At 70.3% G+C, this 18277-nt stretch carries 17 protein-coding genes and 1 pseudogene; 8 read left to right on the plus strand and 10 right to left on the minus strand.

Annotation, left to right across the window (positions count from 1 at the left end):
• Window position 1: 1 nt before the first annotated feature.
• The gene (locus NAG42_RS26255; RefSeq protein ID WP_250033957.1) at window positions 2-1510 is read right to left on the minus strand and encodes an ABC transporter permease subunit; all 1509 of its coding nucleotides are present in this window, start codon (window positions 1508-1510) and stop codon (window positions 2-4) included.
• Window positions 1507-2793, minus strand: a complete 1287-nt coding sequence (locus NAG42_RS26260) for a sugar ABC transporter substrate-binding protein (protein ID WP_250033959.1) — start codon at window positions 2791-2793, stop codon at window positions 1507-1509. The genes NAG42_RS26255 and NAG42_RS26260 overlap by 4 nt, the downstream gene beginning before the upstream one ends.
• Before the next feature lie 170 nt (window positions 2794-2963).
• Between NAG42_RS26260 and NAG42_RS26265 the strand changes: the two genes are divergently transcribed.
• Window positions 2964-3989 carry a LacI family DNA-binding transcriptional regulator gene (locus NAG42_RS26265; RefSeq protein ID WP_250033960.1) on the plus strand — a complete coding sequence of 342 codons (1026 nt, stop codon included), beginning with the start codon at window positions 2964-2966 and terminating at the stop codon, window positions 3987-3989.
• Between the two features lie 5 nt (window positions 3990-3994).
• On the opposite strand, the gene NAG42_RS26270 is transcribed toward NAG42_RS26265, so the two are convergent.
• Window positions 3995-4345 carry a DUF6331 family protein gene (locus tag NAG42_RS26270; RefSeq protein WP_250034534.1) on the minus strand — a complete coding sequence of 117 codons (351 nt, stop codon included), beginning with the start codon at window positions 4343-4345 and terminating at the stop codon, window positions 3995-3997.
• Here NAG42_RS26270 and NAG42_RS26275 point away from each other — a divergent pair.
• Window positions 4235-4733 (plus strand): annotated as a pseudogene (locus NAG42_RS26275) (IS630 family transposase); the annotation flags it as partial. The gene NAG42_RS26270 and the pseudogene NAG42_RS26275 sit on opposite strands and share 111 nt — an antisense overlap.
• 124 nt (window positions 4734-4857) lie before the next feature.
• Here NAG42_RS26275 and NAG42_RS26280 read toward each other — a convergent pair.
• From NAG42_RS26280 to NAG42_RS26295, 4 genes are all read right to left on the minus strand, one after another.
• Window positions 4858-5394 carry a TetR/AcrR family transcriptional regulator gene (locus tag NAG42_RS26280; protein WP_250033962.1) on the minus strand — a complete coding sequence of 179 codons (537 nt, stop codon included), beginning with the start codon at window positions 5392-5394 and terminating at the stop codon, window positions 4858-4860.
• A gap of 44 nt (window positions 5395-5438) precedes the next feature.
• The gene (locus NAG42_RS26285) at window positions 5439-5909 is read right to left on the minus strand and encodes a nuclear transport factor 2 family protein (protein ID WP_250033964.1); all 471 of its coding nucleotides are present in this window, start codon (window positions 5907-5909) and stop codon (window positions 5439-5441) included.
• A gap of 360 nt (window positions 5910-6269) precedes the next feature.
• Window positions 6270-7136 carry a class I SAM-dependent methyltransferase gene (locus tag NAG42_RS26290; RefSeq protein ID WP_250033966.1) on the minus strand — a complete coding sequence of 289 codons (867 nt, stop codon included), beginning with the start codon at window positions 7134-7136 and terminating at the stop codon, window positions 6270-6272.
• A 15-nt stretch (window positions 7137-7151) separates the two neighbouring features.
• A complete protein-coding gene (locus tag NAG42_RS26295) occupies window positions 7152-10385 on the minus strand; it encodes a GH92 family glycosyl hydrolase (protein WP_250033977.1) in 3234 nt (1077 codons plus the stop codon).
• Between the two features lie 163 nt (window positions 10386-10548).
• Here NAG42_RS26295 and NAG42_RS26300 point away from each other — a divergent pair, with 163 nt between their 5' ends.
• Window positions 10549-11433: a site-2 protease family protein gene (locus tag NAG42_RS26300; protein ID WP_250033979.1), complete on the plus strand. Its 885-nt coding sequence runs from the start codon at window positions 10549-10551 to the stop codon at window positions 11431-11433.
• 17 nt (window positions 11434-11450) lie between these two features.
• A complete protein-coding gene (locus tag NAG42_RS26305; protein ID WP_250033988.1) occupies window positions 11451-11879 on the plus strand; it encodes an OsmC family protein in 429 nt (142 codons plus the stop codon).
• Between the two features lie 6 nt (window positions 11880-11885).
• Here the strand turns inward: NAG42_RS26305 and NAG42_RS26310 are convergent, their stop codons facing one another.
• Window positions 11886-12347 (minus strand): winged helix-turn-helix transcriptional regulator, encoded by a 462-nt coding sequence (locus tag NAG42_RS26310; RefSeq protein ID WP_438872452.1) that lies wholly within the window; start codon window positions 12345-12347, stop codon window positions 11886-11888.
• A 96-nt stretch (window positions 12348-12443) separates the two neighbouring features.
• On the opposite strand from NAG42_RS26310, the gene NAG42_RS26315 reads away from it, so the two are divergent.
• From NAG42_RS26315 to NAG42_RS26325, 3 genes are all read left to right on the plus strand, one after another.
• Window positions 12444-13799 (plus strand): MFS transporter, encoded by a 1356-nt coding sequence (locus tag NAG42_RS26315; RefSeq protein ID WP_250033997.1) that lies wholly within the window; start codon window positions 12444-12446, stop codon window positions 13797-13799.
• A 181-nt stretch (window positions 13800-13980) separates the two neighbouring features.
• Window positions 13981-14619 carry a HEAT repeat domain-containing protein gene (locus NAG42_RS26320; RefSeq protein ID WP_250033999.1) on the plus strand — a complete coding sequence of 213 codons (639 nt, stop codon included), beginning with the start codon at window positions 13981-13983 and terminating at the stop codon, window positions 14617-14619.
• Window positions 14613-15599 carry a MerR family transcriptional regulator gene (locus tag NAG42_RS26325; protein ID WP_250034000.1) on the plus strand — a complete coding sequence of 329 codons (987 nt, stop codon included), beginning with the start codon at window positions 14613-14615 and terminating at the stop codon, window positions 15597-15599. The genes NAG42_RS26320 and NAG42_RS26325 overlap by 7 nt, the downstream gene beginning before the upstream one ends.
• Here NAG42_RS26325 and NAG42_RS26330 read toward each other — a convergent pair.
• Window positions 15596-16471 carry an SMP-30/gluconolactonase/LRE family protein gene (locus NAG42_RS26330; protein ID WP_250034003.1) on the minus strand — a complete coding sequence of 292 codons (876 nt, stop codon included), beginning with the start codon at window positions 16469-16471 and terminating at the stop codon, window positions 15596-15598. The genes NAG42_RS26325 and NAG42_RS26330 overlap by 4 nt on opposite strands.
• Before the next feature lie 143 nt (window positions 16472-16614).
• On the opposite strand from NAG42_RS26330, the gene NAG42_RS26335 reads away from it, so the two are divergent.
• Window positions 16615-17421: an aldo/keto reductase gene (locus tag NAG42_RS26335; protein WP_250034007.1), complete on the plus strand. Its 807-nt coding sequence runs from the start codon at window positions 16615-16617 to the stop codon at window positions 17419-17421.
• On the opposite strand, the gene NAG42_RS26340 is transcribed toward NAG42_RS26335, so the two are convergent.
• Entirely contained in the window at window positions 17406-18263 is an 858-nt protein-coding gene (locus tag NAG42_RS26340; protein WP_438872448.1) for a helix-turn-helix transcriptional regulator, read from the minus strand. The genes NAG42_RS26335 and NAG42_RS26340 overlap by 16 nt on opposite strands.
• Window positions 18264-18277: the final 14 nt, after the last annotated feature.

The following is an 18277-nucleotide window of genomic DNA, read 5'->3' on the forward strand; positions in this document are numbered from 1 at the left end:
GTCAGTGCACCTCCTCGAGACTGCGGGTGGCCCGGAACTGGGCCGCGGCCAGCACCCCGGTGATGACGAAGAGCAGGGTGGCGATGGCGGCCGCGAAGCCGAACTGCGCGCCGCCCGCGCCGAACGCGAGCCGCACGGTGTAGCTGATCAGAATGTCGGTCGCGCCCGCGTCCGGGTTGTCGGGCGTGAACGGGCCGCCGTGGGTCAGCAGCTCGACCACGTTGAAGTTGTTGAAGTTGAACGCGAACGACGCCACCAGGATGGGCGCCACGGCCACCAGCAGCAACGGGAACGTGATCCGGCGGAACGCGGTGAACCCGCCGGCGCCGTCGATGATGGCGGCCTCCTTGAGTTCGCCCGGGATGGCTTGCAGGGCGCCGGTGGCCACCAGGAACATGTAGGGGAAGCCCAGCCACAGGTTGAGCAGCAGCAGTGCGACCTTGGCCCAGAACGGATCCCCGAGCCAGTCGATGCTCAGCCCGGTCAGGTTGTTGATCAGCCCGAACTCCTGGTTGAAGAAGCCCGACCAGACCAGGATGCTGATGAACCCGGGGATCGCGTACGGCAGGAGCAGGATCGAGCGGTACCACTTCTGACCCCGTACGCGCGGGTCGTTGAGCATCCCGGCGAGCGCCAGCCCGACGGCGAAGGTGAGCAGGACCGAGCCCGCCGCGAAGATCACCGTCCAGCCGAAGATGCGCAGGAAGCCGCCGAGGATGCGCGAGTCGGTGAACGCCCGCCGGTAGTTCTCCAGCCCGACGCCGGCCCGCCAGGACTGGTCGGACAGCCGCTCCCCGCCGCTGTCGACGTAGTACTCGCGGTCGCCCTGGCGCTGCACGGTGTATCGCGTGCCGGACCGCTGGTCGACGATGGTGTCGCTCTCCGGGTCGTACCGCAGCACCGCGCGTCCCTCGAAGGCTTCGCGCAGCCCGCGGCGCAGGATCGCGCCGCCTTCGGTGGGAACGGCGAAGTCCCGCAACTGCTCGGCCGCGTCGTTCACCTGGGCCGCCGACAGCAAGGTGTAGCCGGGCGCCGCCGTGACGAATCCCCGGGTGACCGTCACCGCCTCCGCGCTGAGCTCGGCCAGGCCGTCCGGAGTTCCCGCGTACGCCCGCCCGGTCGCCCGGTCGACCAGGAAGAAGGTGAAGCCGCCGGGACCGGTCGTGGCCACCGACAGGTTGAACGTGGGGGAGTCCGGTGTCGGCACGACCGAGTTGGCCAGGATCCGGGCGACGGTCTGCTCCTTGGTGGTGCGGGTGCCGTCGCCGTAGTTGGTGGTCGACATCTGCACGGTGGCCAGCACCGGGGCCACGGTGAACAGGACGAGCAGGAGCGTGCCCGGGACCAGATACTTGGCCAGCAGCGCCCGGCGGGTGGCGTAGGTGGCCAGCAGCACCGCGACGACAACCCAGGCGATGCTCAGCACGACGTAGTGGCCGCCGGCGACCAGACTGGGAGTGAGCGCCGCCGCGGTGCCCACGGCGGTGCCCAGACAGAGGATCCGGGTCACTTCGCCCGGACCGCGCTCTCGATGGTCCGGCCGGTCTTGGTCATCGTGGACGCGGGGTCGGCCCCGCCGACGATCGTGGCGTAGGCCTGGCCCAGCGGCGGCCACACGCCCGCCATGAACGGGAAGTCGGGCAGCAGCGTCGCGTTCCTGGCCCCCGCCGCGAGCTTGCCCATGTCGGCGTCCTGAGCCGAGACAGTGGCCAGCACGTCGGTGCGGACCGGTGGGCGCGGGTCCTGCTCGTACATGGCGGTCATCGCCTCCGGGGTGTTCATCGTCTTCGTGACGAACTCCTCGGCGAACGCCGGGTTCTTCGCGTTCGACAACATCCAGAAGGCCTGCACGCCCAGGAACGGTGCGGCCGGCTTCCCGCCCTGGAACGGCGGGATGGGCGTGATGTCGTACGGGAGCTGGGATTTGCGGATGTCGGCCAGCGCCCACGGGCCGGAGATCAGGTAGGCCGCGTTGCCCGCGGTGAACTGCGCGATCGCGTTGGAGCCGTCGATCGAGCGGGACAGCACCTTGGAGCCCTTCTCGCCCAGCGCCGCGATCTTCTTCGCGGCGGCGATCGACTCCGGCGACCCGATGCCGACCTTTGTGGTGTCGTACTGGCCGCTCGCGTCCATCGCGAACAGCGAGCCGCCGGCCGAGGTGAAGAACGGGTGCATGTGGTAGGCGTCGCCCTCCTGCCCGACCGGCAGCGAGAGTGCCCGCTTGACGGTGCCCTTCCTGACCGCGGCCTGCCCGGTGCTCACCAGTTCCTCGACGGTCGCCGGGGCCCCGGGCACCGCCTTGGTGTTGCGGTAGAGGACGAGGTTCTCCATCCCGTACGGCAATGCCCAGACCTGGCCGTTGCGGCTGACCGACGCGATCGCGCTCTGCTCGTACGCCTCGAGGTCGGCCGCCCCGAGCGAGAGCGGTTTGACCGTGCCGTTCTGCAGCGCGCCGCCGAGGAAGTCGTTGGGCAGGGTCAGGATGTCGGGGCCGTTGCCGGCCTGGTTGGCGGTGATCGCGTTGGCCGCGAGGTCGGCCGCGATCACCTGCACGGCGACGGTGATGCCGTTCTCCTGGCCGAACCTTTGGGCGATCGGGGTGACCGCCCGGCTCGCCGCCTCGGAGGTCCAGATGACCAGGTCGGCGTTCTCGCGGGCCGGGCCGCCGGAGGGTGCCGCGGCGGCCGCGGAGGCCGAGGCCGGGGCCGGCGCCTCGGGTTCGCCGCTCGTGCACGCGGCCGTGGGGAGCAAGGTCGTCGCCGCCAGGACGGCGAGCAGTCGGGTCAGCCTCATCGGGACTCCTCTGTCGGTGTGGTCGCCGGGAGCTGCTACGTAAGCGTTTACGAAACGAGAGTGAAACACGTCACCGCTGCTGTCAACCACGAATTTCGATGTCTCACTGAACTGGCACAACCGGGATCACGCTGGTGACGTAAACGCTTACGTGCTCTACCGTGATGACCGTGACGAAGCGACCGGTGTCCCTGAACATGACGGACCTGGCCGAACGCGCCGGCGTCTCGATCGCCACGGTGTCGCGGGCCCTGAGCGGCGCTCCCGGCGTGTCCGAGGAGACCCGGCGCAAGATCAGGATGCTGGCCGACGACCTGTCGTACGCCGTCTCACCCGACGCGGCCCGCCTGGCTCGCGGCTCCAGCGGCCGGGTCGCCGTCGTGACCCCCGACGTGGCCCACTGGTTCTACGCGGCCATGCTCGACGGCATCGTCACCGGGCTGCGCGGCACCGACCTCGACGTGCTGCTCTACGAGGTGAAACAGGAGCGCGAGCGCCGCCGCTTCTTCGAGGAGCTGCCGGCCCGCCGCCAGGTCGACGCCCTGATCCTGGTCGCCCTGCCGATCAGCGACGACGAGCGGCGCCGCCTCGACCTGATGGGCGTCACCGTGGTCATGGCCGGCGGCACACTGGGCGAGCACCCGCACGTCCGCATCGACGACGTCGAAGCCGGTCGCCAGGCCACCGCCCAGCTGGTCCGGGCCGGCCACACCCGGATCGCGATGATCAACTCAACCGGGACGTGGAGCCTGGAGTACGCGGCCCCCAGCGCCCGCCTGCGCGGCTTCACCACGGTGCTCGAGGAGGCCGGCCTCGAGGTGAACCCGGCCCTGGTCGTGCACCGCCACTGGGGCAGCCACGGCGGCGTCGAGGGCATGAGCGAGCTGCTCAGCCTGCCCGACCCCCCGACCGGCGTGGTCGCCTTCTCCGACGAGGTGGCCTTCGGCGCCCTGCGCACCCTGCGCCGAGCCGGTGTGGCCGTCCCCTACACGATCTCGGTCGTCGGCATAGACGACCACCACCTGGCCGACATGTTCGACCTCACCACGGTCCGCCAGCCCGTCACCGAGCAGGGCCTGGTGGCCGGCCGCCTGGTCCACGAGATCCTCCAGAAGGGAGACCCGGAGGCCGCCCACGTGACCCTGCCGACCCAGCTCGTGGTCCGAGGCACCGCCGGCCCGGTCGCCCAGCCCTGACGTGTTCAACTCGCTCGTGAGCCGGTCGACAGGCCCACTTCGAGGGCGGCCAGGAAGTCCAGCAGCTCACGCCGTGCGGCGTCGTTGTGCGTGTGGTGGTTCAAGAACAGTGACGTGACACGGTTGGCGCGGTCCTCGACCAGCTCGATCAGCTCGGCGAGTTGACGCCGGGCCTCGACCACCGCGACCGGCCCCACCGCACGACACCATGCTGCGACAAGGGCCCGATCGGTCGAGACGGCGCCCGCATCGACTACGTCACCACACATTTCCCGCAGCGGGTGTTCGCGTTCGATGAGTTCGGGCCGCTGGCCATCCGCCCACAGGCCGGCTCCGGCTGGGCACCCAAGAACCATCCGCGGCGGCTGCCGGCGAACTATCACAAGCTGCACCGTGTCCGGCAGTTCCACGGCCGCTATTCGGTCGGCGACGACCAACTCTGGGGCGTCGTGCACCGCCGCAAGAGCGCGGTGAACACTCTCGCCGCGCTCAAGTCGATCCGCCGAGCGAGCGTCCTGGGCCAACCCGATCGAGGCCCAGTTCGGGCCGCTACGCACCTTCGTGATCGCCGGCTCGGACCACCCGAACCATCCGGCGCTGACCCGTCACCTGCACCGATACCTGCGCTGGCGCAACGCTGACGCCCGCCATCCTGACGTCCTCGCCGCCCAACGCCGCGAACGTGCCCGCATCCGCAGCGAAAGACAACGCCGATGGGGCCAATCCACCGCTCGAGCGGCCTGACTGATTGTCTTCAGGCCTTCGGACACCGTTTGAACATCACTTTTGACACCGCTTGATCACTGGCGGATTTCGCGTCCGCGAATGTCGGCACCACGGACCCGATGAAGATGGTCTGACGCGATGGCTAGGCGTCGATGAGCGTGGCGGCCCAGGGTTCGGCTACGTCGGCGAGGCCGAGCATGGTGATGACGTTGTCGAGCATGCCGGCGGCAAACCACTGCCGGACCGCCTCGTCGTCACCGTCCAACAGCTCGCGGACGATCGTTACCTGCTGGGCATAACACGTGCGGACCGCATCGCGAATGACCGGTTCGTCGGTGGCACAGTTGGCGTGCATGAGGAAGCGCAGGACGTCACCGTCGGTGATGAGCGTGCTGTACGCGGCTCGCAGTGCTTGCGGCGGGCTCATCGTGTTGTTGGCGGTCTTGGCGGCGGTGAGCGTTTCGGTCAGCAGGCCGCCGACGTGCGTGACGGCAGCAGCGAAGATCGCCTGCTTGTTGGCGAAGAGCCGGTAGAGGTAGGGCTGCGAGATGCCGGCGCGCTCGGCGATCTCGTTCGTGGTCGTACCGTAAAAGCCTCTCCGCGCGAAACAGCTCACCGCCGCGTCGACAACGTGCTGACGGCGTTCATCGCTCTTCGTGGTCGTCCCGGCGGCAGGCATGGTGTCAGCCTATCCACGGCACCTGGACCGCCGGTTCGCTCCGTTCAGCTACCGAAAGAGCCGGCTACACCCACGGTTCCGGTTGCCTCGGGGTCGCTGGTTGTCAGCGCTTCAACGGCGGCCAGAGGGTTCCAGTAGTCGTCGTATCGAGTGATCAGCCCGTCGGCGTCGGTCTGCACGATCCCGAAGCAGTCCTGGTGAAAATGCTTCCCGGTGGGCGTCGCCGTCCCGTCCAGCGTCCACAACGCCACCGCGATCTGCGGGCTCGTAGTCGCGATGTAGCGCAGATTCACGGCCTGCACGTCGAAGGTGGCTACGAAGTTCCGCATGTGCGTGATCAGGGCTTCGCGCCCATGCAGTTCGGAGACCATCCCGGCTGGCGCAAACGGAAACGTGAACGTGGCGTCGGCGGTGTACAGCTCAGCCCAGGCGTCCAGCCTGCCGGTGGTCAGAAGCCGCAGGTGGTCGGACACCGCGTGCTGTGCCGGGGAGCGGTTCTCGGTCGTCTCGGTCATGTACCCACCATAGCGATCAAGTTAGTGGTCGACCTATAACAGATCTGGTGAGAAGGATCGCGCCCGGTGCGGTTGTCTGATGACACCCATCCCTGCTCTGCATCCGGGACGGTCAGGGCAACCTGGCCACCCTCCTGCCAGCCCGATACATCAACGACGGCCCCGGCTGGCTGATCGACATGCTCGCGCTCACCGGGCTCCGCCTGCAAACCGCCGGCGACCCCGCCCAGCCCATGGCGGCGGATCAGAGTGCGGTCAAGACTCGCGGAGATTGATCACCAGCCGAACCGATCAACGGAGTCAAAACTCACGAACCTCCGTGTCGTTTGTCGCGAGCCAAATCACCTGGCCCCAGCACCCTCAAACGTTCGTGGTCACGGCACTAGCGCCGGGAGTTTTGAGCCGTGGGGCGGCTTGGGCACGGATCAGCCAGCAGGCGGCGGGGAAGCGGACCTCGGTGCCGTGGATGAAGGGGGTGAAGGCGGCGCGGACGGTGGTGATGACCTCGGTGCGGGTTTCGTCGTCGGCGTCGGGGAGGGCCAGGCCGACCGGGCCCAGCCGGGTGAAGTAGCCGACGAGCTCCGGTTCGGGCAGGGTGCACTCGACGTCGGTGGGCTCGACGGTGATGCCGGTCCAGCCGGCGGCGTCGAGGAAGTGGTGGACCCGGGTGGGGTCGGCGAAGGCGAACTGGCCGGGGCCGTCCGGCCGGCGGGGCGGCAGGTTCGGCAGGAGGGGGGCGGCGGCTCGTTCGGCGACCGTCATGAACGGGTTCTCCGCGATGTCGCGCCAGGCCAGGAAGACCAGGCCGGCCTCGGGGGTCGCGGCCCGGTGCAGGTGGGCGAAGGCGCGTACGGGATCGTCGAAGAACATGACCCCGAAGCGGGAGATGACCGCGTCGAACGAGGCGGGGGCCCATTCGTGGTCCTGCACGTCGGCCCGGACGAACTCCAGCTGGGCGTCGCGCGCGCGGGCGGCGCTGATCATCGAGTCGGAGATGTCCACCCCGGTGACCCGGGCGCCGGGACCGAGCTTGCGGGCCACGGCGACCGTCGTCGCGCCCGTGCCGCAACCGACGTCCAGGACACTGCGGCGCGCCGGATCGACGGTGTCGACGAGGAGGCTCTCGAGTGGCCGGTACATGTGGTCCATCACCGATTGGAGCTGGACCCAGGCCTGCCCGGACCGCCCGTTCCACCGGGCGGAGGCGTCGTATCTGTTGCCGCCCATGCGCGTTCCTCCCGGTTACGAGAGCAGCTCCCACTCGGCCATCTGGGTCGCCGCGCCGCCGTGGTTGGCGGTGATCTGCAGACGGTAACGCGGGTAGGCCGTGGTGTTGGGGATGACGAAGGCCCGGGTCTGGCGGCGGTCGGCGAAGTCGAGGTTGGTCCGGGTGTCGAGGGTGACCCAGGTGGTGCCGTCGGTGGAGCCCTGCAGGGTCCAGCTCCGGGGGTCGCGTTCGGCCGCGTCCTCGGCCGACGTGAGCGTGTACTGCTTCACCGCGGCCGCGGCGGGCAGGCGGTATTCGAGGGTGGCGGTGTTCTGGAAGGTCAGCCACTTGGTGAGCGACGTGTCGTCGACCAGCTTGGCCGCCGACTCGGTGGGGGCGTTCTCACCGCTGGCGGTCAGGGTGCCGCCGGTCAGCTTGTCGGTCAGCGGGCGGGGGAGTGCGCTCCCGGTCGTGAGGGACGGGGGCACGTCGCCGGCGCCGGTCCCCCAGGAGGAGGGCGACGGACCCATCACGAAGCTGAGCGTGCCACCGGCTTGCAGGTCGGCGTGCGTGAGGTAGTTCCTGGTGTACGGCGCCCCGTTGAGCGTCGCGCTCTGGATGTAGCGGTTGGTGTCGCTCACCCCCGGAGCCGAAACGGTGAAGGTGCGCCCGTTCTCCAGGCTGAGGGTGGCCGACGGGTGCAGCGGCGCCCCGATGGTGTAGTCGGTGCTGCCCATCCGGGCCGGGTAGAAGCCGAGGGCGCTGAAGACGTACCACGCGGACATCTGGCCGTTGTCCTCGTCGCCCAGGTATCCGCCGCCGTTGCCCGCGCCCGAGCCGTAGAGCTTGGTGAGGACGTCGCGGACCCGGTTCTGCGTCTTCGCGGGGGTGCCGGCGTAGTTGTACATGTAGAGCATGTGGTGGATCGGCTCGTTCGGGTGGGCGTACTGGCCCATGTTGGTGTCGTAGGCCTCGCGCATCTCGTGGATGACACCGCCGTACGAGCCGGGCAGGTAGTCGCGGGAGGCGGCGAACACCGAGTCGATCTTGGCCGAGAGTTGCGCGCGACCGCCGTACAGGTTGGCCATGCCCTGCGGATCCTGCGGGGCCGGCGTGGCGTAGTGCCAGGGCGCGCCTTCGGTGAACTCGTAGCCCCACTCGTTGGGCCGGAAAGCGGCGTCGGTGGTCCGCCAGGCGCCGGACGAAGTCTTGCCGCGGAAGAACCCGGTCGAGGCCGAATAGAGGTTGGCGTAGTCCAGGGCCCGGTTCTCGAAGTAGGCGGCGTCCTCGGTGAACCCGAGCGCCCGCCCCAGTTGCGCGATGCCGAAGTTGTTGTTGGCGTCCTCGAGGGTCCAGGAGGCCGCCTCGCCGCGGACGTCGGTCGGCACGTACCGCTTGAAGGTCGACACCTCGATCCCCTTGCGACCGCGCGAGCCGGACGAGGAATGGACCGCCGCGTTCTTCACCATCGAGGCGTAGGCCGCCCGGGCGTCGAAGTTGCGCACCCCCTTGACGTACGCGTCCGCGAAGGCCAGATCCTGATTCGTGCCGACCATGATGTCGATGTAGCCCGGGCCCGACCAGCGCGGCGTCCAGCCCCCGTTCTTGTAGGCGTTGACGAATCCGTCCAGCATTTCCCCCGTACGGGTGGGGGTGAGCAGGGTGTAGAGCGGCCACACCGCCCGCGCCGTGTCCCAGAACCCGTTGTTCACATACATCTGGCCGTCGTGGACCGCGTTGTCGTACGGGCTGAAGTACTTCCGGACGCCGCCCACCGTCTCCGACATGTTGTTCGGGTACATGAACGCGCGGTACATGTTCGAGTAGAACGTGACCTGCCGGTCGGTGGAGGCCCCGTCGAGGCGCACTTTGCCCAGCGTCGAGTCCCAGGTGGCGGCGGCTTCCTCCCGTACGGCATCGAAGGTCTTGGCCCCGACCTCCTGGTTCAGATTCGCGGTGGCCTGCTGCACGCTCAGATACGACGTCGCCAGCTTCAGCGTGATCTGCTCGCCGGCCGCGGTGGCGAAGCGGACCCAGCTCGTCACCCCCTGCCCGCTGACGTTTCCGGTGGCGGCGATGGCCTTGTCGACGGTGGCCGAGAAGTAGAGCCTCGGTCCTTTGTGGTCGACGTAGCCGGTGATCGTGCGGGCCGCGGCGTCGACGGTGATCGAGCCGCCGACCTTGTCGATCGTGTCGAGGACGAGGACCGCCTCGGACGTGGCCGGGTACTTGAACCGCATCACCCCGGCGTGGTCGGTCGGCGACATCTCGGCCGTGATCCCGTACGTGTCGAGCTGGGTCTTGTAGTAGTGCGCCTTCGCCACCTCGTTGCTGTGGCTGAACGTCGACTTGCGCGCGTCCGGCGTCGTCTTCACCGCGCCGGTCATCGGCATCACCTGCAGGGCGCCGTAGTCGCCGATCCACGGGCTGGGCTCGTGGCTGACGCCGAAGCCCTGCACGGTGGTCGCGTTGTACTGGTAGAGCCAGCCGTCGCTGTTGCCGTTGGTGATCGGCGTCCAGAAATTGAAGCCGTTGGGCACCGTCGTGCCGGGGAACGTGTTGCCGCGCGAGTAACTCGGGTCCGAGTTCGAGCCGCGGCGGGTGTCGACCAGATCGGACAGGCGGGCGGCGGGCGCGGCGGCGGTGATCGCGAGGTCGTCGAAGTAACCCCGGAACGTGCCGGTGTTGGCCGGCTGGTCGTAGCCGACGAGGATGCGGTCGATCGTCCGGCCCGCGACCCAGGTGCCGATGGCCGAGGTGACGTAGTTCCACCGGTCGAAGCCGAGCACCGAGCCGTTGCCCTGGAAGGCCGGGTGCACCCGGATGCCGTTCTGGTCGGTCGCACCGGAGTCACGCAGCCGGCTGCCGTCGGTGAAGACCAGGTCGACGGCGACGTCGAGGTGACCGCCGGATTGCGGGAAGATCCAGTACGAGAGCGTGGTCGCGGCGGTCACCGGCAGGTCCACGTCGAAGACCCGGTTGTACGAGTACGACGAGGTGGTGCTGGTGTCGTTGCCGGAGTACATGAGCGCCGACGTGCCGGTGTGCGCGGTCTCGGCCCGGGTCGCGCTCTCCATCCCGGTCAGCCCGCAGCAGTAACCGCCGATCCCGGCGCTGCTCTCGACACTGCTCGACCAGGTCGGCGACGGATCACCGGCCTCGAACCCGGTGGCGAAGTCGCCCGGCGCGGCGACGGCCGGAGTGGTGATCGCGAGGCCCAGGCCGGCGGTCAGCAGGAGGGTGGCGAGCCAGGAGACGGTTCTGCGCATGGCGTTACCTGCCGTTCGGGGGACCGGGCCGGTGACAACGATGTCACCGTAAATTCATAGATGGAAAACTGTCAATGAACCTTCCGCTGCCGATCGGCGGTTTCTGCGACATCGCCGGGCTGACCACCCTCGACGAGCTGGCCCGGCCGAGGAGTCCCGGGCGATGTGGCGCTACCCGGCCTGGAAGCGCACCGCGATGATGCTGGCCGGCCCGGTCATGCACGTCGTGCTGGCCGTGGCGATCCTCTACGCGATGGCGGTCAGCCTGGGCCTGCCCAACCTGAGGCCGGTCACCGAGCCGGTCGTGGCGGCCACCTCGTGTGTCGGCGCGGTGTGCCCGGCCGGGGCGGCCGGATTGCGTCCGGGCGACCGGATCGAGTCGGTGGCGGGCCGGCCCACCCCGCTGTGGCGCGACGTCATCGCGGCCGTGCAGGCCGCCGGTGGGCCGACCCCGGTGGTCGTCCGGCGCGGCGGCGAGACGCTGACCCTCACCGTCGACGTCGCCCGGGTGCCGCAGTCCGGCGGCGAGATCGGCATGATGGGCGCGACGCCCCAGCCGCCGCCGGCCTCGCTGCAGTACGACCCGATCGACGCGGCCGGAGCGACGGCGGCGTTCACCGGCGAGCTGGTCTCGGGCACGGTGACCCAACTGATCGCGTTCCCCGAGCGGGTGCCCGCGGTGGTCCGGGCGATCGGCGGCGAGCGCGACCCCGACACCCCGATCAGCATGGTCGGCGCGAGCCGCCTCGGCGGCGAGGCGGTCGAGCGCGGCCGGTGGGGCACGTTCCTGCTCCTGCTGGTCAGCCTCAACCTGTTCCTGGCCGTGTTCAACCTGCTGCCGCTGCTGCCGCTCGACGGCGGCCACCTCGCGATCGTCTGGTTCGAGCGCGTCCGCGACGCCGTACGCCGGATGCGGGGCCGCCCGGCCGCCGGCCCGATCGACTTCACCAGGCTCTTCCCGGCCACCATGGTCCTGGTCGCCCTGGGTGGTGCCGTGATGCTGCTGACCATCACCGCCGACCTGGTGAACCCGATCCGCCTCTCCTGACGGGATAGCGTCGTGGCATGAATCAGGAAAATGTGCGGTCGGTGGAGCTAGAGCGCTCCGGCGCCGGGCGGTTTGTCGTGCGTAATGCCCGGGGCGGCGAGATGCCGCTGGGCTCGGGCGAGGACGAGGCCTTCACGCCGGTCGAGCTTCTGCTCGCGGCCATCGGCGGCTGCACCGGCATCGACGTCGATCTTGTCACCAGCCGCCGGGCCGAGCCGGCCCGCTTCGTCATCCGGGTCAGCGGGGAGAAGATCAAGGACGACGCCGGCGTCAACCGGATGGAGCACCTCGAGGTCGAGTTCGACGTGGTCTTTCCCGAGGGCGCACAGGGTGACAAGGCGCGCGAGGCGTTGCCCCGCATCATGAAGCAGTCGCACGACCGGCTCTGCACCGTCACTCGTACGGTCGAGCACGGCACCCCGGTCGCCCTCCGCCAAGCCGACTAGGCCGACTCAGGAGCGCAGACTCACCTGGCGGGCGAGGGCTTCCCGGCCGGCCGCCTCCCGTTCCGCCTGCTCGTGCTCGGCGGCCGCCCGCCGGTCGTAGGTGTCACGGGCCGTCGCGATCCTCGACTGGTGCTCCTCGGTCCAGGTGACCAGGGTCTGGATCGTCAGGTGCAGGGTCGAGCCCATCTCGGTCAGCGCGTAGTCGACGCGCGGCGGGACGGTCGGGTGGACCGTCCGGCTCACCAGCCCGTCCCGCTCGAGGTGGCGCAGGGTGCGGGCCAGCATGCGCTGGCTGATGCCGTCGACCTCGCGGCGCAGCTCGGTGAAGCGCATCGTCCGCCGCTCCAGCAGGGCGATCACCAGCAGCGACCATTTGTCGGCGATGCGGTCGAGGATCTGCCGGACCTCGCAGTCCTCGCGGGTGTCCCACTGGCGCGCGTCGTACGGGTCCTCGGTATCACCGCAGATACCGAGGGACTCCGAAGTTCCGTCTTCCACAGCTCGATGGTGCCTGGTGGTGTGGTCGGTGACAAGAAGTAACCGGCTTGCACGGGGGTAACCGCCATGGGTCTGCGCGCTTGGAGTGTGTTGTTCGTCCTCTGCGGAGCGATCTTCCTCGAAGGCATCGACATCGCGATGCTCAACGTGGCGCTGCCCGCCATCCGGGCCGACCTGGGCCTGTCCACCGGTGTGCTCAGCGGCGTGGTCAGCGCCTACGTTCTCGGCTACGGCGGTTTCCTGCTGCTCGGTGGCCGCGCGGCCGACCTGCTCGGCCGGCGGCGGATGTTCCTGTTCTGGCTGGTGGTCTTCCTGGCCTTCTCGGGGCTCGGCGGGCTGGCCACCGAGGGCTGGCAGCTGCTGGTGGCCCGGTTCGTCACCGGTGCCGCCGCGGCCTTCCTGACACCGGCCGGGCTGGCCCTGATCACCGCCAACTTCCCGGACGGGCCGCAGCGCAACCGGGCCCTCGGGGTCTACGCCGGCACCGCGGCCGGCGGGTTCTCGCTGGGACTGGTGGCCGGCGGGGCACTGGTCACGATCGGGTGGCGCTGGGTCTTCTTCGCCCCGGTCCTGCTGGCCGCCGTCATTCTCGCGGCCGCGGTGCCGCTGGTGCGGGACACTCCGCCGCCGCGGCGGCCCGCGCGGGCCTTCGACCTGGGCGGTGCGGTCACGGTCACCGCGGCGATGCTGCTTCTGGCGTACGCCGTGGTGGACCTGACCGTCGTCCCGCTGCTCGCCGGGCTGGTTCTGCTGGGCGTGTTCGTCACGATCGAACGTCACGCCCCGCATCCGCTGGTGCGTCTCGGCATCCTGCGGTCCGCGCGCCTCGTGCGGGTCAACGTGACGGCCCACCTGTTCCTGTTCGCCTTCGCCGGTTTCCAGTTCGCCGTCACCCTCTATCTGCAGGAGTTGCGCGGCTGGAGCCCGATGCGGACCGGACTGGTGATGTTGCTGGCCGGTATCGACACGGTGCTCGCCCCGACGCTCACCACCTGGCTGGTCAACCGCCACGGCGCCGTACGGGTGCTGTTCGGCGGCCTGCTGGCCGGTGTGCTGGCCTACGCGTTGTTCCTGCCGGTGACCGAGGACTGGACCTACGCGGCGATGGTGCCCAGCCTGGTCCTGCTCGGGGTGGCCTTCGCGCTCGCCTACGGCCCGCTGACGATGGCCGCGACCGAGGGTGTCGCCGAGCACGAGCACGGTCTGGCCGGCGGGCTGCTCTACACCGCGATCCAGTTCGGCTCGGCGCTCGGCATCTCGGCGGTCACCGCGGTCAGCCTGGCCGGCGGCGTCAGCATCGGCTCGATCCGCGCGGCGCTGTGGCTGCCGGTCGGTGCCGTCGTCGTGGCCGCCGCGGTGACGGCGTTCGGCCTGACCGCCGGCCGGCAGCCGACTCCAGCCGTCGCGCTGCGCCGCGGTTGACGTTGTCGCGCTGCGCTGCGGTTGGTTGACGTTGACGGGCTGCGCTGCGGTTGGTTGACGTTGACGGGCTGCGCGGCGGTTGACGTTGACGGGCGGCGCTGCGGTTGACGTTGTCGCGGTGCGCTGCGGTTGACATTGACACTGTGACAAGGTTTTCACTGGGATGCCGGAGGTGGTCGCCATGAACACGACCCTGATCGACCGGCTCGGCGCCGGGGACTCGTCGGCCCGGCTGCAGATGGCGCTGGCCGCCGGCACTAAGGCCGACCCGGACCTGCTCGACGCGCTGGTGGCGCGGTGCGCGGTCGAGCCGGACTTCTTCGTCCGGGACATGCTCACCTGGGCCCTGACCCGGCTTCCGGCCGCGATCACCGTGCCCCGGCTGGTGGCCGAGCTGCGGTCCCCGGCTCCGCAGGCCCGGAGCCAGGCGTTGCATACGCTCTCCAAGGTGGGCGACGGGACGGCGTGGCCGGCGATCACCCGGTCGCTGCTGCGCGACCCCGACGACGAGGTCGCCCGGGCAGCCTGGCGCGCGGCCGTGGTCCTGGCGCCCGACGAGGAACAGGAGGAACTGGCCGTGGAACTGGTCACGCAGCTCGGTCGCGGCGACCGGAACGTGCGACTGAGCCTGAGCCGGGCGCTCGTCGCACTCGGCGAGGCGGCCGAGCCGGCCCTGCTTTCCGGGGAGGCGAGCGCCGACCCCGAGGTGCGGGCCCACGCCCACGCCACCGGGACGTTGCTGCGCGACCCGGAGGCCGGCTTCGACTCCGCGATCGAGGACGCCCGGCGGATCGTCGCGCTGGGACCGGAGAAATGCTGATCGGTGAGGTCGCCCGCCGCTCGGGGGTGAGCACCCGGATGCTCCGGCACTACGACACCCTCGGGCTGGTGCGGCCGACCGGCCGCACCGTGGGCAACTACCGCGAGTACACCGACGAGGACATCCGGCGGATCTTCCACGTGGAGAGCCTGCGGTCGCTCGGGTTGTCGCTCCGGCAGATCGGTTCCGCCCTGGAGGATCCCGAGTTCACCCCGGCCGAGCTGGTCGGCGATCTGATCCGCTGGACCGAGCAGCGGGTGGAGCGGGAACAGGAGCTGCTGCAACGGTTGCGGGCGGTCGATGCCACCTCGCCCGCGGGCTGGCCGGACGTCCTGCGGATCGTCGAGCTGATGCACGGGCTCGACTCGCCCAGCGCGGCGCGGCGGCAGCAGGCCGTCCTGGCCCGGGCCGAGGACGTCCGGGTGCCGGTCGAGCTGCTGGCCGGAGCCGTCCTGGCCGAGGCCGACACCAACGTGGCCGGCGCCCTGCGGTGGGCGCTCGCCCGGGCCGGCGGGGACGGCCTGGCCACGGTGGCGTCCGGGGTGTCGTCGGCCGACGTCGACATCCGTCGCCGGGCGGTGCTGGCGATCGCCGGGATGGCCGGCGACGAGGCGACCGCGGTGCTGGCCGGCGCCCTCGGGGACGAGGACATCACCGTACGGGGGAATGCCGCTCTGGCCTTGGGCGCGCGAGGCATGGCCGCGGCCGTGCCAGTGCTCGTCGCCTTGGTGGTCGCGGGGGTGAAGGACGTCGACGCGGCCGAAGTGCTGGGCGGGCTGTCCAGCGATCCGGCGACCGCCGACCGGATCCTGGACGCGCTGACCGGCGAACTGGCCGCCCATCCCACGGACGCGGCGGTGCGCATCCGCCTCACCCAGGCCCTCTTCGAGCTGGGCGCCGGCGACGTCCTGCGGCAGCTGGCCGAGGATGACGACCGGTCGGTTGCCCTGGTGGCCACGGCCTTTGTCAACCTGCTCTAAGCGTGCGGCACGGCCACCGGAAAGGCGAGAATGCTGGCCTCGCGGACCGGGCGGCGGGCGTGCTCGTAGAAGTCCGGGGCCGCGCAGGCGAAAAGCGTCGAGCCGCCCAGGGCGCAGGCGTAGACGTTGATGCCGGGCCGGATCTCGTCGGTGATCTCGCCGCCCTCGACGACCCGGATGAGGCGGCCGCCGACGGCGTCGGCCACCCACAGCCCGCCCTCGGCGTCCAGGCACGAGCCGTCGGGGGCGACGGTCAGCTGGGCGATCGCGCCGGTGACGCTGGGGTCGGTGGGAAGCGGCCCGAACTCGGCCCACACCCGCCGGTCGGTGAGCTGCCCGTCGCCGGTCAGGTCGAAGGCGGTGATGCGGTTGCCGAAGGTCTCGTTCACCAGCAGGCTGCCGCCGGCGGTGATCGCGATGGCGTTGGGGAACCAGAGATCGGTCGCCAGCTCGGTCACCGTGCCGTCCGGATCCACCCGGTGCAGGCCGGCCGGCGCCAGCGGTGCGCCCCCCATCAGGTCGAAGCCGAAATTGCCCACGAAGGCGCGGCCTCGGTCATCCACCACCATGTCGTTGAGGTGACCGGTCGCGTGCTCGCCCAGGTCGGCGTGGGTGACCAGGCTGCCGTCGGGTTCGCGGCGCACGATCCGGCGGTCGCGCATCGAGACGATGAGCAGCCGGCCGTCGGGCAGCCAGCCCAGCCCGGACGGCTGCTGCTCCACGGTCGCCTCGAGGCGGAGGCCGGTGCCGTCGGCGCGGACCGAGTTGACCTCGGACGTGTAGAAATCGGAGAACCACAGCCGGTCCTCGTGCCATCGAGGCGCCTCGGTGAAGCTGAATCCGTCGAGCACGGTGGTGGCGGCGTGCGTCATGGTGATCCTCCTCGGCGTACGGACCCTGATGGTGGATCCGCACCGGCTCGAGCCGCAAGGGGCTCGGTGGTCCGCGGCTGCTGCGGACCGGGCCCGCCGACGGCAAACTGGCACTGGTCCCGAGCACCGCGGAGAGGTGAACGATGATCGTCCTCAACGACGGCACCACGATTCCCCCGGTCGGGCTGGGCACCTACGCGCTGGCCGCGGATCAGGTACTCGGTGGGCTCGAGGCCGGCTATCGGCTGGTCGACACCGCGCTCAAGTACGGCAACGAGTCCGAGGTCGGCCTGGCCGTGCGCCGGTCGGGGATCGACCGGTCCGAGATCCGGGTGACGACCAAGGTGCCGGGGCGGTTCCACGGTTTCGAGCAGACCCTCGCCGGCTTCGAGGTGTCGCTGCGCAACCTCGGCCTCGACTACGTCGACCTCTATCTGATCCACTGGCCGCTGCCGCGCCTCGACCTGTATGCCGACTCCTGGCGGGCCATGATCAAGCTCCGTGACCAGGGCCGCGTCCGCTCGATCGGGGTCAGCAACTTCACTGTCGAACAGCTCGACCGGCTGTCCGCCGAGACCGGGGTCACGCCCGCGGTCAACCAGATCGAGCTCCACCCCTACTTCCCGCAGGCGGCTCAGCTGGCCGACGACCGCACCCGGGGGATCGTGACCCAGAGCTGGAGCCCCCTCGCCGCAGGCCGGGAGCTGGGCGCCGACGCGACCATCGCCGCGGTCGCCCGGGCTCACGGCGTGACTGCGGCCCAGGTCGCGTTGCGCTGGAACACCCAGCTCGGGGCGGTGCCGATTCCGCGCTCCGGCGATCCGGACCGGCAGCGCCAGAACCTGGACATCTTCGGGTTCTCCCTCACCGGCGACGAGATGGCGGCGCTGTCGTCGCTCGGCTCGGGCCGCCTGTGGGGAGCGGACCCGGACGTCTACGAGTCGTTCTGAGCGGTGGCCAGGGCCTGGGCGCCGATCACCGAGAGCAGTTGCAGCTTGTCGTAGCTCTCGGTGCCGGGGGTGGCGGTGTAGACCAGCAGGATGTGCGACTGCTCGGGGTCGATCAGCGCCTGGCAGGCCAGATCGAGCGGGCCGACCTCGGGATGCACGAAGCGCTTGCTCTCGTCGAAGCCCACGCTGACCTCGTGGTCGTTCCAGATGGTGGTGAACTCCTCGCTGCGGGCCAGCAGGAGCCGCGCGAGATGGGCGGCCCGGGAATCGGGGCCGCGCAGGGTGACCATCCGGCGGAGCCCGGAGACGTAGACCCGTGAGTGGTGCTGGTGATCCTCGGGCGGGTGCAGGGCGCGGGCGGCCGGGTCGGTGAACCAGCGGAAGCCGATGGAGCGGGCGGGACCGGTGAAGCGGGTGTTGTCGCCGGTGAGGGCGACACCGGGTGGGGTCTGCCGGAGGGTCTCGCCCAGCTCGGTGACGATCTCGGCCGGGCTGTCGGTGAGCCGGTCGAAGATGCGCAGCAGGCCAGGGCTGATGTGCTCGCTGGTGGTGCCGCGGGTGGGCGGGTTGTGGCCGGCCAGTCGGAACAGGTGGTCGCGCTCGTCCAGTGACAGGTGAAGACCCTGCGCGATCGAGGCGATCAGGCGCTCCGACGGGTGCGGGCCGCGTTGCCGCTCGAGCCGGCTGTAGTAGTCGGCCGAGATGTGGCAGAGCGCGGCGACCTCCTCGCGGCGCAGCCCGGACGTGCGGCGGCGCTGCCCGCGAGGCAGCCCGACATCTTCAGGCTGCAGGGACTCCCGGCGGTTGCGCAGGAATTCGGCGAGGCCGGCTCGATCGATCACGACTCGGTTCTACC

The sequence above is a fragment of the Paractinoplanes maris genome (assembly GCF_023544465.1).
GTDB lineage: Bacteria > Actinomycetota > Actinomycetes > Mycobacteriales > Micromonosporaceae > Actinoplanes > Actinoplanes maris.